Source organism: Acinetobacter lwoffii (assembly GCF_052078135.1).
GTDB lineage: Bacteria > Pseudomonadota > Gammaproteobacteria > Pseudomonadales > Moraxellaceae > Acinetobacter > Acinetobacter lwoffii_Z.
The window spans coordinates 1-13,233 of sequence record NZ_JBQGUZ010000029.1 but is presented as its reverse complement, the minus strand read 5'-3'; the positions used below and the strand labels follow the sequence as shown (position 1 = coordinate 13,233).

The following is a 13,233-nucleotide window of genomic DNA, read 5'->3' as shown; positions in this document are numbered from 1 at the left end:
ATTTACAATCCATGAGTATAGCGCACAATGAATTCTCCTTCTAAAGGCCTCATGACTCGTATTTTAGTTGGTTATTTAGGCTTATATCCCACACTATTACTGGTACTCACTTTATTAAAGCCAATTACTGAGCATCAAAGTTTCCCGATGATGGTGTTGATTGAAGTCATAGTATTAGTGCCAGTAACGCAACTAATTTCTTTCCCACTGGCAGGTTGGCTCATTACACAGCTAAAAAATTTTAAGAATTTGTTTTAAGAAGAAGTTATGCTGGCAACAGCAATCCTAAGTTCTTATTTTGCCAACCACAAAGGTTGGCAAAATAACTCACTTAGTCGAGATTAATCTGCGTAAGCTGGATAATCAATATAGCCTTTTTCCGTCCCACCATACATAGTACTTGCATCTACTGCATTCAATGGCCAACCATTGGCGATGCGATCGGGTAAATCTGGATTCGCAATAAATGGGCGTCCAAATGCAATTAAATCGGCCAGCCCTGCCTCTAAAATTCGAGTCCCTCTTTCTGCCGTATATCGACCTGCATAAATAATCCGACCACTGAAAGTGTCTCTGACATCTTTACGAAAATCATGAGGAAGTTCTGGTGCATTATCCCAATCAGCTTCTGCAATAGATAAATAGGCAATCCCAACTTCTTCAAGTATCTTTATGGCCTCAATATAGGTCACATGTGGATCATCTTCAACTAACCCCATGTAAACACGATCTTCCTCTGTACTTTCAAATAGCGGGGCAAAACGCACTCCTAAGCGATCTGCACCAACCACCTCAGCAACTGCCTCTACTACTTCACGTAAAAAACGCAAACGATTGTTTAATGATCCACCATATTCATCTTCACGGTGGTTACTATGTGCAGAGATAAATTGATTTACCAAATAACCATTTGCACAATGAATTTCAACCCCATCAAAACCAGCAGCCAAGGCATTGCGTGCAGCTTGAGCATAGAGTTGCACTAATTCTTTAACTTCTGCATTGCTTAAAGCACGTGGCATTGAAGGATCAGCCAAGGCACCTGCATTGGGCCCGGTCTCAATAAAGACTTTAACATTACTATCAGCCTTAATAGCCGAAGGCGCGACCGGTGATGCATGATCGGGTTGCAAAGATGTATGTGAAACACGCCCAACATGCCAAAGTTGTGCAAAAATAATGCCTCCTTTAGCATGCACTGCTTCCGTCACTTTACGCCATCCAGCAATCTGTTCAGGGCTGTAAATACCGGGAGTCCAAGCATAGCCTTGACCACGTGGCTCGATTTGCGTACCTTCGGTGACCATAAATCCTGCCCCGGCACGCTGTTGATAATAGGTTGCCATCAGTTCATTTGGAATATTCCCTGGCTGAGTACTACGCGACCGCGTTAATGGTGGCAATACAATACGGTTTTGCAAAGCATAAGAGCCTAAGCTTAAATTTTGAAAAAGTTTACTGTCTTTCATTTCACTGTATCCAAGTCGTCATGACTTAATTGATCTAAATTAAATACCCATCCTTCCTGTATATAGAAAAATAAATAAAGGAAAGCTATTCACTCAGGCCCTTCACCATTAAGTGAGGATTATTTTGCTTATTGCGCCAGTTGCTCAGAGTCAGAAGTTTATTCACTGGTAAGCACCACAACAGACACTAGCTACTCTTTATTTCAACAATTGAAGTAATGCTGAGGCAGTTGCAGCAGAAGATGCTGGATTTTGTCCAGTAACCAGCAAGCCATCTACTTGAACATGTACTTGCCAATCATCCACTTTAGAATAATGACCACCGTTTTGTTTAAGCATGTCTTCGACTAAAAATGGTACAATTTCAGTCAAACCTACAGCGGCCTCTTCAGTATTGGTGAAACCAGTCACTAATTTACCGCTAACTAAAGGCGCTCCATTACTCGCTTTCACATGACGAAGAACACCCGGGGCATGACACACTGCTGCAACAGGTTTGCCAGACTGAATCGCCTGTTCAATCAGAGAAATTGAAATCGGATCTTCTGCTAAATCCCACAATGGGCCATGCCCGCCTGGATAAAACACTGCATCATAATCAGCTACAGAAATTTCGCTAAGTTTATGCGTCTGTGTTAATGCTTGCATTGCAGTTGGATCTGCTTCAAAACGATGAGTGGTTTCAGTTTGAGCATCGGCTAAATTACTTTTCGGATCTAGTGGTGGCTGCCCACCTTGAGGCGACGCCAGCGTAACTTCAGCACCAGAGTCAATAAAGGTGTAATACGGTGCAGCAAGTTCTTCTAGCCAGAAACCTGTTTTCTTACCAGTATTGCCAAGTTGATCATGTGAGGTTAAAACGAATAAAATTTTCATGTTATTTCTTCGATAATTTTCATGATTGAGGAGCATTGTTACAGGGTCAGAGCATGCCAGATACGCGCATTTAGCTTAGATGCTCATCTCGAGAATTTGGCGACTGATCTCTAATGAAACATTTTTATGTTCGCCTAGCTGTGTAAGATTATGTGATTTAAGTTGCGTAATGATGATCTCAATATCTGTCTCCCCCAGTCCATAATCGCTAAGACGAGTCGGCAATCCAAGTTGCTCAAAGAAGGCTCGAGTACGAGCAATAGCAGTATCAATACGTTGTTCTTCATCACCTTCGATAATCTGCCAGACACGAGCTGCATACTGTAGTAATTTTTCTCGCTTCTCTTGACGACGCACTTGTAGATTGGACGGCAACACAATGGCCAAGGTACGAGCATGATCAATACCATATAAAGCCGTGAGCTCATGTCCAATCAAATGGGTTGACCAATCTTGTGGTACACCAGCTCCAATTAGCCCATTCAGTGCCATGCTAGCAGCCCACATCAAATTCGCACGCGTGTCATAATCTGCTGAATCTTCCAAGATTTTCGGTCCAATCTCAATCAGAGTTTGCAATAGACCTTCGGCAAAACGATCTTGTACTTGTGCATTGACAGGGTAAGTTAAGTACTGTTCCATGACATGAACAAATGCATCGACCACGCCATTTGCTAATTGGCGCGTCGGCAAGCTAAAAGTTTTATTCGGATCCAGTACGGAAAATTGCGGAAAAACATAGGGGCTGCTAAATGACAATTTGGCTTGGGTCGATTTTCTGGTGACTACCCCACCGCTATTCATTTCTGAACCAGTTGCCGGAAGGGTGAGTACACTCGCAAAAGGCAAAGCTTGAGTAATTTTAGTACCATGGGTTTCTAAAATCTCCCATGTATCCCCTGTATAATTGACTGCTGCTGCAATAAATTTAGTACCATCAATTACCGATCCACCACCGACAGCCATCAAGAAATCAATCTTTTGTTCACGAATCAGCTCTACAGCTTTCATGAGGGTTTCATAACTCGGATTCGGCTCAATTCCGCCAAATTCATGAATTTCTCTTGCACCTAATGCTTCACGCACCTCAGCTAAAGTACCATTCTTACGTGCACTTTCACCACCAAACAACATTAATACTTTTGCTTCTGTAGGCACATAGTCATTGATTTTAGCTATTGTATCGCCACCAAAAATAATGCGGGTCGGATTATAAAAGTTAAAATTCAGCATATTTTTATCCTAGGATGATCAGCTAATTGATTTGAAAAACCACCGTTATTCATCAAATAAACTTTAAAAAATTGGACAACACTGCGGCTTTTGACTGCACCATGTGCTAACTATACATAAAAATAGACCAGTCGTCTATTTTTATAAAAAAATTATTTCATCTTGCGACTTGAGTGATGGTTAAACACATTCAGGCTTGTTCTATACCACTTTTATTATTGATGTATTTTCACGAGCGATTGTTGGATGGAAAGTATCAACATGTATGACTATTGACATGGTCGTGAACGCATTGGCTAAAACAGTGAATGGCTCATACAAAATAGCAATGATTGAATATTTTAAAAGCAGATTGGCAGGGTTTAGCAGATGTACAAATGCGACAGTAAATTAGATAGATTGGTTCAATATAAAGCATGTAAATAGTTGCATTCGTATATTTACCCTGCCCTGTTTTGGATATTGACCCATTTAAATGATGGGATTAAGCCAATAAATAAAGTAGCCCAACTTGAATAAAAAGCCTCTGACAAACCTCAAAGCGTTAAAGTGCTGCCTTTCATTCAAAATTTCAGGCAGCACCCTCATACATTTAAGCGTCGGTTTAAGCTGGTAGTTTACTCGCCAAAACATCTACTTTTTCAATAGACGGTGGCTCTGAAAATAGCTCTTCGGCCTGAGCCATCAACGCAGCTGCAACCTTGCCAGATAAATGCGCTTGGCGACCCGCCTCATCAGGAAATGCATCAAAAATACCAAATGTTGTAGGTCCAAGACGTAAGCCAAACCACGCAACTGTCGCAGGTTCTTCCATTACAATAGGTAAACCGGCTTTAAGGAAAGCTTCCACTTCGTCTTCTTTACCCGGTTTAGCTTCAAGACGGACATATAAAGCTGTTTTAAGCATGACTAAAACTCCACAATTGATTAAAATTCAAACTGATTCTGTCATTGCTAATGTATGCATGTCAGAAAGTTTTGTTGTATAAAAGTTAAAAAACATCCCATAGCTGAGCCAAAATTTAGGTTTTTATTTCGACATAATGCTATGAATTTATTCAAGTTAATATCAATAACATTTGAATCAAAAAATTAAGATATGAGATGATTAAATTCAATCTTAGTTATATAAGGATCAATTGACTCTACCTTAGATTTATAACCTGACCTCTTCATCTGGAAATTATATTGCTCAAGAAGCACTCAAGAACAACATTGTACATCCTCATATCTATGAAAGTTATTTAGCTAGGAATTTGCTGTGGAACTCTATATGTTTCTCTATAAAGCTCGCAATGAAGTAATAGCTATGGTCATACCCTTCTCTTAGGTTAAGTGTAAGAGGATATTCTTGTTCCAAACAAATATCACTAAGAAGCTTAGGCCTTAACTGTTCTTCAAGAAAATCATCAGCTGTTCCCTGATCGACTAAAATAGGTAAATGAACTTCAGCGTTTTTGATTAATTCAATCGCATCATAGCTTTTCCATAAAGTTTCGGTTTCACCTAGATAGTGTGTAAAAGCCTTTTTCCCCCAAGGTACTTGGCTAGGTGCAACAATTGGTGCAAAAGCAGAAATACTTTTATACAGCTCAGGATTTTTTAACCCAATTACTAATGCACCATGACCACCCATGCTATGACCCATAATACTTTGGACTTGATTGGTCGGAAAATTTAGGTCAATCAGATTTCTGAGCTCTTCCACAATATAATCATACATTTTGAAATGCTGCGACCAGGGTGCTTGTGTTGCATTCACATAGAATCCTGCGCCTTGGCCTAAATCATAATCTGCATGATCTGGTACATCCTCTCCACGTGGGCTGGTATCTGTTGCAACAATAATGACTTTATGTTCAGCCGCATACTTTTGTGCTCCGGCTTTAGTAATAAAGTTCTGTTCGTTGCAAGTCAGCCCTGATAACCAATATAAAACTGGCAACCGCTCATCTTTGTCATGAGGTGGCAGATATATTGAGAATTTCATTGAACAGTTTAATGCTGTTGACTGATGGCGATACACTTCTTGCGATCCACCAAAAGAAGCATGTTTCTCAATTATTTCCATAATCAATTACCTATGTTGAGCAAGACTTCATGAGAAATCGAGTAAACAAAGAGTCTGACATTCTCCACAGAGAATAGTGATTAAGATTTAAAATGTAGGCAGGTTTGTTGAACCTATACACGATGCCTACACAGATAGATCGGCTTTACAGATAATGTGCCGTTTTAGAGGATTCCATGAATGTCATTCATGATTCACATGCATGGAAAACTATAAGGTCTGACGGAATTATTCGTAATAAATTACAGTACGAATTGACTTACCTTCATGCATTAGATCAAAGGCTTCATTGATCTGATCCAAGCCCATCGTATGTGTCACAAATGGTTCTAATTGAATTTTACCTTTCATGGCATCTTCAACCATTCCTGGAAGTTGCGTACGACCTTTTACGCCACCAAAGGCAGAACCTAGCCATTTACGACCAGTAACCAGTTGGAATGGACGGGTAGAGATTTCCTGACCTGCGCCAGCTACACCAATAATTACGGATTGTCCCCAGCCACGGTGTGCACTTTCAAGAGCTGCACGCATCACATTCACGTTACCAATACATTCAAATGAATGATCTACACCCCAGCCAGTCATTTCGACAATGACTTGCTGGATTGGTTTATCGTAATCTTTAGGGTTCAAGAAGTCCGTTGCACCAAACTCTTTTGCCAGCGCAAATTTATCTGGATTCATGTCAACCACAATAATACGTCCTGCTTTAGCTTGACGTGCGGCTTGTACGACTGCCAAACCAATACCACCTAAACCAAAGACCGCAACACTATCACCTTCTTGTACTTTAGCCGTGTTGTGTACTGCACCGATACCCGTTGTGACACCACAACCCAGTAAGCAGACATGTTCGTGATTGGCTTCAGGATTGATTTTAGCCAATGATACTTCTGCCACTACAGTGTATTCACTGAACGTTGAGCAGCCCATATAGTGGTAAATCGGTTGACCATTGTAGGAAAAACGAGTGGTACCATCTGGCATTACGCCTCTACCTTGAGTTTCGCGAACAGAAATACACAAGTTCGATTTTCCAGATTTACAGAATACGCACTCGCCACATTCAGCAGTGTAAAGTGGAATAACATGATCACCTGGTTTGACGCTAGTCACGCCTTCACCAACCTCAACTACAACACCAGCACCTTCATGCCCGAGAATAGCGGGAAAAACACCTTCAGGATCATCGCCAGATAAAGTAAATGCGTCTGTATGACACACACCGGTATGGGAGATCTTAATTAATACTTCACCTTTCTTCGGTGGTGCAACATCAACTTCAACAATTTGAAGAGGTTGACCAGGACCAAACGCAACGGCAGCACGTGACTTCATGGAATAATTCCTTATACAGATCTACTTTAAATATGATTTTAGAATCTTGGCGATTTCAGCCAATTCTTCTTTTCGTTGTTGTTCTGTGGTTTCACCTGATACTAATGTGTCCTTTAAATGAACCTCCAACATTTCATTCATTAAACCATTAATAGCACCACGCACAGAGCATATTTGTTGCAGAATTGCACCACATTCCACATTATCTTCTAACGCTTTTTCAATCGCTTGCGTCTGACCTTTGATCTTTCTGACGCGTAGAAGAATCTTTTTTTTGTCGTCAACCTGATTAGGCATCAGACCTCCTTATTTGCTAGCATTTATACTATAGTACCCCATAGTATAAAAAAAGCAATATTTTTTATAAATCGAAAATTAAAAAGATCTTTAGCGAAAATTTTCTATCCCTGTTTTTAGTTTTTTTAAATTAACATCATAGAGCTTATGCGAAAGTCACAAAAAAAATGGGACTTTTAGCTCCCATTTTTTATTTTGTCTCATGTTCTTTGTAATGCTGTGACCTTTTAGAATTATGTTTCAAATTTTAGCTACTTTGTAGATATTTTGAACGTTTCAAGCCTTGAAAATACTACCGACAGTTTAGATTAAACTGCCTTTACAGACTGTACTAGAATATTTTTAGTGAGCGGATGATATTTATTATTCATTATTTAGGAATTATTAAATCCTATAAATATCATTTATTGGATTAATTTACTTTGGTACTGTGCACATCATCCCCCAGTTAAAAATAAGGAACAATTATGAATAAGATGATGAATGCTCTTATCTTAGAAAATTTTGGTGATCATGAATTTACACGTGTAGAACTCCCTATACCTCACCCTGAGGCTGGGCAAGTTCTGGTACGTATTCATGCTAGTGGTGTAAACCCTATTGATTATAAAATTCGTCTTGGTGAAGCACCATATGCTATGCCAGAGCTTCCTGCCGTGTTGGGAACAGATATGGCTGGGGTTGTAACTGCTGTTGGTGAAGGTGTCACCGACTTCAACGTCGGGGATGAAGTTTACGGTCTGATTGGTGGCGTTCGTGGTCTTCAAGGATCTTTAGCAGAATATGTTGTCGTAGATGCTGATCTGATCGCATTAAAGCCACGGAATATCTCTATGCGCGAGGCAGCAGTACTACCATTGACGTTCCTCACCGCTTGGGAAGGTTTAGTGGATAACGCGAAGGTCCAACCAGGGCAAACTGTACTGGTTCAGGGTGGTGCTGGTGGCGTTGGTTATATGGTTGTTCAGCTTGCAAAATCACTTGATGCAAATGTTTGGGCGACTGGTCGTACAGCTGATCAATCACTGATTTCAGAACTCGGTGCAACACCTCTCGATTACACAACAGCATCTTCCGATGACATTATTGCTGCAAGCCCTGAGGGTCAAGGTTTTAACATTGTTTACGACACTGTGGGTGGTCCAGTACTCGAAGCTTCACTTTCCATGACAACTCACTATGGCCACATTACCAGCTGTGCTGCATTTGGTAATCATAATTTAGCGAGTTCATCTCTACGGTGTGCCACAGTGTCTGGCGTATTCGTCCTAATGCCGATGTTAACAGGCAATCGCCGTGCTCATCATGGTGATATCCTTAAGATCGCGACTCGTCTTGTTGAGGAAGGTAAACTGCGTCCTATTGTTGATCCTCGTCATTTTACTCTAGACCAAGCGATTGAGGCTCATGATGCTGTTCAAGATCGCTCTGCCAATATTAAGGTCGTGATTGATGTCATTTAACGCACTTCAGGCCAAGACTTGGCGCTTCAATAGTATTGGAGATACAGACGTTCTGACATTAGAAACACTTCCTGTTGCTTTACCAGCCGCAGGAGAAGTTCTAATCCAGATGAAAACGATCGGACTCAACCGGGCTGATGTAATGTTTCGGCGTGGTACTTATATTCAAAAGGCAGTATTTCCTTCTCGTCTGGGATATGAGGGAGCAGGCATAGTTCTTGCGATAGGTGAAGGTGTACGCCAATTTTCTCCAGGAGATGCAGTATCGATTCTTCCGACTGACAATCTAGCCAAATATGGGACATATGCGGACAAGCTCCTGATTCCAGAAACTTTTTTAGTTCACAAACCCGATAGTTTAAGCTGGGAAGAAGCTTCTTCAATCTGGATGCAGTATTTGACGGCTTGGGGTGGTGTAATCCATGCTGGTGGAGTTTCGAAAGGAAAAACGATCTTGATCACAGCAGCTTCAAGTAGCGTAGGACTAGCTGCGATACAGATAGCTGAAGCAGCGGGAGCTAAGGTCATTGCAAGTACACAGACGATAGAGAAAAAGCAACGTTTACTGGATCTCGGTGTTAAAAATGTTATAGCCACTGAAGATGAACCAGATTTGTATGAGGCGCTTGTATTACGTTTAGGTGGAGAACATCTTGATGTCGCCTTCGATGCTGTAGGAGGGCCTCATATTGAACAGATTGCAAAAGCGATGTCTGTAGGAGGAACGATGGTTATGCATGGTGCACTTAGCCCTGAGATCACACCATTTCCGCTTAAAGTTGCATTACGCAAGAGCTTAACCATGCGAGGTTTTTTGTTCCTTGAGGTTCTGCATGACCCTGTTCTAAGGGAGCAAGCCAGACGATTTATTCTTAGCAGTATAGGTGCAGGATATCTTCGTCCAGTGATCGACCGTTGCTTTAACTTTGAGGACATGCATGACGCTCAGCGCTATCTTGAATCAAATCAGCAAATAGGAAAAATTGTAGTTACTCTAGATACGTGATGGTCTTATCTGATTCAGGTTTCTATACGGCCCAGCACTTCCGCTAAGTAATCAAACAATGCTCGGATTCGCAAAGGTGTCGGGCCCCGCTGTGGACGATATAAATACAGGCGCCAAACGGGAGAGGTTTCCTCATGAAGTATCTGAATGAGCTTACCACTCCTAAGCCACGGCAAAACTAGAAATCCAGGCATGTGTCCGAATCCGACTCCAGCGAGAATAGCTTGAAATTCAGCTTCAAGATCATCTGTAATAAAACGGGGATTTGATGGCGTAAAGCTTCGACTTTCGGTGAATGTCCATGGCCAGTAACGCCCTGTTTTATGATCGACTAGTGCTGTTAGAGGGTATTTATCAAGATCAATAATTTTTTTAGGCATTCCAACCTTATCAATTAACTCTGGCGTACCCACAGAATAAAAGTTCACTTTAGCCAATTCCCTTGCCACATATCGATTGTCCGGCAAAAATCCAAATCTGATCCCGATATCTATCCGCTCATCGATCACATCCGAGTGTGAATCTGTTAGCACACAATCCACGACAATATCTGGATAACGTGTGGCAAATTCTGCTAGTGCGGGTACTACCAATTTGCGCCCTAACACAGACGACACAGTAAGACGGACAGTCCCACGCATTTCATCTCGTTTTTCCTTGGTGTCTTTTACAAACAAAGCATCGATCGATCCCACCGCAAAACGTGCTTGCTTTGCCAGACGCTCACCATCAGCGGTAATTTTAATTTGTCGAGTACTCCTGTAGAACAGAATCTCTCCGCGCTGCTCTTCTAGCTCTTTTATTGCCCGTGTCACTAGCTGCGGGGAAATACCCAGCTGAGTTGCTGCCTCTTTAAAATTTCGAGACTCTGCTGCGACACAAAAGATACGCATCATTTCCAATTTGTTCTGCATGTCCAATCCTGTGTTCTGGTAATTATTCCGTAAATAGGAATTCTGAAAGATAATATTATTCATTTATTATACCTAACAAGGCTGTAATACTTAATCCATCAAATATGATTGACAGATAGGTTGAAGGTTACTTGTATGAATAATATAGAAAATAAAGTTATTGTTATCACTGGTGCAAGTAGTGGTTTAGGTGAGGCTACTGCTCGCTTACTTGCTAAAAAAGGTGCAAAGGTTGTACTTGGTGCTAGACGTACTGAAAAATTACAGGCTATTGTTCACGACATTCGTGCTGAAGGTGGTCAAGCTGAATTTATTGGTATGGATATAACCAAACCACATGAAGTACAAGCACTTATTGAAAAGGCATTAAGCGCATTTGGTCAAATCGATGTATTGGTAAACAATGCTGGATTAATGTCTATTGCACCATTAAGTGAGCTAAAAGTTGATGAATGGGATCGTATGATCGACATTAATATTAAAGGTGTTCTTTATGGTATAGCAGCTACCCTACCTGTTTTCCAAAAACAAAACTTTGGACACTTTATTAATCTCGCATCTGTTGCAGGGATAAAAGTATTTAGTCCGGGAGGTACTGTTTATAGCGGTACTAAGTTTGCTGTAAGAGCCATCTCTGAAGGCCTTCGTCATGAGGTTGGGGGAACAATTAGAACGACTACTATTGAGCCTGGTGCAGTTGAGTCAGAACTAAAATTTGGTTCTTCTCATAAAGAAAGTTCAGAGTTTGTTACTGATTTCTACAGACAAGCCATACCAGCTGACTCAGTCGCTCGAGCAATTGCTTATGCAATTGAACAGCCTGCGGATGTAGATATTAATGAAATTGTTTTGCGCCCAACGAGCCAAGAGTTTTAATTATTGAATAACATAAAATGGGAGCACTTCGCTTCCATTTTTACTCTATTTTTTTTAAAGTTGTGGACAAATCTATGAAAGCCGTATCGTATGTTATAAATAATCATGATGATTTTAAAAATTCATTGGTAGATATTGAAAAAGCGAAGCCTACACTTAAGGAGCGTGATGTACTGGTAAAAGTTCAGGCAATCTCTGTGAATCCAGTTGATACCAAAGTGAGAAAAAATTCGTCTGAAGCAAATAATCGTATTTTAGGTTGGGATGCCGTTGGGGAAATTATCGAAGTTGGCCCAAAAGTTACCTCGTTTAAAGTAGGAGAGTCTGTTTGGTATGCTGGCGATTTAACCCGAGATGGTAGTAATGCTGAGTTTCAAGCAGTCGATGAACGAATTATCAGTCTTAAACCAATTACAGTATCTAATGCAGAAGCAGCAGCATTGCCATTAACTGCTATCACGGCATGGGAAATGCTGTTTGATCGGTTTCAAATTTCAGAAACAGATGTTGGCAGTATTCTGATTATTGGTGGTGCAGGCGGTGTAGGATCAATTGCTATCCAACTCCTAAAAGCAAAAACAAATCTGACCGTTATAGCAACAGCTTCACGTGAAGAAACGAAATCTTGGGTGGAATCACTTGGTGCCGACCATGTCATTGATCATAGCAAAGATTTAAATGCACAAATCGAGACACTAGGCATTGCAAAACCAAAATACGTATTCTCTACAAATCATACAGAAACATATATCCAGCAAATAGTTTCTCTGATTGCACCACAAGGCAAGCTTGGATTGATCGATGATCCACAAACATTTGATATTATGCCGTTTAAGACTAAATCTATTTCTATCCATTGGGAGTTAATGTTCACTCGTTCAATGTATGAAACCGATGATATTGAAAAGCAAGGTAATCTATTGCAACAGGTTGCCCAATTAGTTGACCAGCAAAAAATTAGAAGTACCCTCAACCAAAATCTAGGCAAAATTAACGCTGCAAACTTGGAGAAGGCGCATAAGTTGCTTGAATCAGGCAAGTCAAAAGGCAAAATTGTACTAGAAAACTTCTAAACAAATTAAAGGTGAAATAATGACTATTTCAATAATTGCGAACTTTAAGGCAAAGTCAGATCAAAAAGAGACGTTAGAAGCGCTTTTAAAAAGTGTAATAGAGCCTACACTTAACGAAGAAGGATGCTTGAAATATGAGCTTTATATTAGCGAAAATGACTCGAGTAGATATTTTTTCTTAGAAGAATGGCGTAGCAGGGAGGATTTAGATATCCATATAGCGTCTGATTATATTCAAAGTTTATTTGATAATATCCAATCGCTCATTGAATCAAGTGATATTGTAGAAATCAAAAAAATATAGCTGTATTCGGACGTTATGATGAAGTATTCTTCAAATTAACATAGGGACTTAGAAAGCTAACAAAAAATGGGAGCTCTAAACTCCTATTTTTTCTGATTTTTTAATAGTAACCTAGGATTCAACAAATTATGCCCCTAAGGGGAGCCACCCATACCCTGCATTTTGACAATAATGTCATCGTTTAGAGGCAGCAAATTTAGGCACTGTTGCAAATAGGCTGACGTGATAAGCTAAATATCTTATTTATTTCGAGATACAGCAGATGAATCCCTTCCACGGTCGGCACTTTCAAGGTGAAATCATTCTTTGG

Annotated in this window: 14 protein-coding genes and 1 pseudogene; 7 read left to right on the top strand and 8 right to left on the bottom strand. The window is 40.5% G+C overall.

Annotated elements, in window-relative coordinates:
- Positions 1 to 27 precede the first annotated feature (27 nt).
- Positions 28 to 258, top strand: coding sequence for a hypothetical protein (locus ACTL4S_RS14675; RefSeq protein ID WP_005400049.1), 231 nt, complete (start codon positions 28 to 30; stop codon positions 256 to 258).
- A gap of 83 nt (positions 259 to 341) precedes the next feature.
- Here ACTL4S_RS14675 and ACTL4S_RS14670 read toward each other — a convergent pair whose 3' ends face one another.
- From ACTL4S_RS14670 to ACTL4S_RS14660, 3 genes are all read right to left on the bottom strand, one after another.
- On the bottom strand, positions 342 to 1,469 hold the full coding sequence (locus tag ACTL4S_RS14670) for an alkene reductase (protein ID WP_253139207.1): 1,128 nt from the start codon (positions 1,467 to 1,469) through the stop codon (positions 342 to 344).
- 198 nt (positions 1,470 to 1,667) lie between these two features.
- A complete protein-coding gene (locus tag ACTL4S_RS14665; protein WP_253145868.1) occupies positions 1,668 to 2,345 on the bottom strand; it encodes a type 1 glutamine amidotransferase domain-containing protein in 678 nt (225 codons plus the stop codon).
- Positions 2,346 to 2,420: 75 nt separating this feature from the next.
- Positions 2,421 to 3,578, bottom strand: coding sequence for an iron-containing alcohol dehydrogenase (locus ACTL4S_RS14660; RefSeq protein ID WP_005400052.1), 1,158 nt, complete (start codon positions 3,576 to 3,578; stop codon positions 2,421 to 2,423).
- A gap of 184 nt (positions 3,579 to 3,762) precedes the next feature.
- Between ACTL4S_RS14660 and ACTL4S_RS14655 the strand changes: the two are divergent.
- Positions 3,763 to 4,097: pseudogene (locus tag ACTL4S_RS14655) on the top strand (IS3 family transposase); the annotation flags it as partial.
- An 85-nt stretch (positions 4,098 to 4,182) separates the two neighbouring features.
- On the opposite strand, the gene ACTL4S_RS14650 reads toward ACTL4S_RS14655, so the two are convergent.
- The 4 genes from ACTL4S_RS14650 to ACTL4S_RS14635 all read right to left on the bottom strand — a co-directional run bounded on the left by ACTL4S_RS14650 (position 4,183) and on the right by ACTL4S_RS14635 (position 7,287).
- Positions 4,183 to 4,485 (bottom strand): putative quinol monooxygenase, encoded by a 303-nt coding sequence (locus ACTL4S_RS14650; RefSeq protein WP_000920558.1) that lies wholly within the window; start codon positions 4,483 to 4,485, stop codon positions 4,183 to 4,185.
- Between the two features lie 333 nt (positions 4,486 to 4,818).
- Positions 4,819 to 5,649, bottom strand: a complete 831-nt coding sequence (gene fghA, locus ACTL4S_RS14645; RefSeq protein ID WP_005400053.1) for an S-formylglutathione hydrolase — start codon at positions 5,647 to 5,649, stop codon at positions 4,819 to 4,821.
- Between the two features lie 228 nt (positions 5,650 to 5,877).
- Positions 5,878 to 6,990 carry an S-(hydroxymethyl)glutathione dehydrogenase/class III alcohol dehydrogenase gene (locus ACTL4S_RS14640; protein ID WP_441299585.1) on the bottom strand — a complete coding sequence of 371 codons (1,113 nt, stop codon included), beginning with the start codon at positions 6,988 to 6,990 and terminating at the stop codon, positions 5,878 to 5,880.
- Positions 6,991 to 7,011: 21 nt separating this feature from the next.
- Positions 7,012 to 7,287, bottom strand: a complete 276-nt coding sequence (locus ACTL4S_RS14635; protein WP_005105873.1) for a metal/formaldehyde-sensitive transcriptional repressor — start codon at positions 7,285 to 7,287, stop codon at positions 7,012 to 7,014.
- Between the two features lie 467 nt (positions 7,288 to 7,754).
- On the opposite strand from ACTL4S_RS14635, the gene ACTL4S_RS14630 reads away from it, so the two are divergent.
- Positions 7,755 to 8,750, top strand: a complete 996-nt coding sequence (locus tag ACTL4S_RS14630) for a zinc-dependent alcohol dehydrogenase family protein (protein ID WP_005105871.1) — start codon at positions 7,755 to 7,757, stop codon at positions 8,748 to 8,750.
- On the top strand, positions 8,740 to 9,756 hold the full coding sequence (locus ACTL4S_RS14625; RefSeq protein WP_005105870.1) for a zinc-dependent alcohol dehydrogenase family protein: 1,017 nt from the start codon (positions 8,740 to 8,742) through the stop codon (positions 9,754 to 9,756). The genes ACTL4S_RS14630 and ACTL4S_RS14625 overlap by 11 nt, the downstream gene beginning before the upstream one ends.
- Before the next feature lie 14 nt (positions 9,757 to 9,770).
- On the opposite strand, the gene ACTL4S_RS14620 is transcribed toward ACTL4S_RS14625, so the two are convergent.
- The gene (locus tag ACTL4S_RS14620) at positions 9,771 to 10,670 is read right to left on the bottom strand and encodes a LysR family transcriptional regulator (protein ID WP_025467887.1); all 900 of its coding nucleotides are present in this window, start codon (positions 10,668 to 10,670) and stop codon (positions 9,771 to 9,773) included.
- A 135-nt stretch (positions 10,671 to 10,805) separates the two neighbouring features.
- On the opposite strand from ACTL4S_RS14620, the gene ACTL4S_RS14615 reads away from it, so the two are divergent.
- From ACTL4S_RS14615 to ACTL4S_RS14605, 3 genes are all read left to right on the top strand, one after another.
- Positions 10,806 to 11,546 (top strand): SDR family oxidoreductase, encoded by a 741-nt coding sequence (locus ACTL4S_RS14615; protein ID WP_002050925.1) that lies wholly within the window; start codon positions 10,806 to 10,808, stop codon positions 11,544 to 11,546.
- Positions 11,547 to 11,620: 74 nt separating this feature from the next.
- The gene (locus ACTL4S_RS14610) at positions 11,621 to 12,619 is read left to right on the top strand and encodes a zinc-binding alcohol dehydrogenase family protein (protein WP_171265324.1); all 999 of its coding nucleotides are present in this window, start codon (positions 11,621 to 11,623) and stop codon (positions 12,617 to 12,619) included.
- Positions 12,620 to 12,638: 19 nt separating this feature from the next.
- Positions 12,639 to 12,923, top strand: a complete 285-nt coding sequence (locus ACTL4S_RS14605; protein WP_171265313.1) for a putative quinol monooxygenase — start codon at positions 12,639 to 12,641, stop codon at positions 12,921 to 12,923.
- The last annotated feature ends 310 nt before the right edge of the window (positions 12,924 to 13,233 follow it).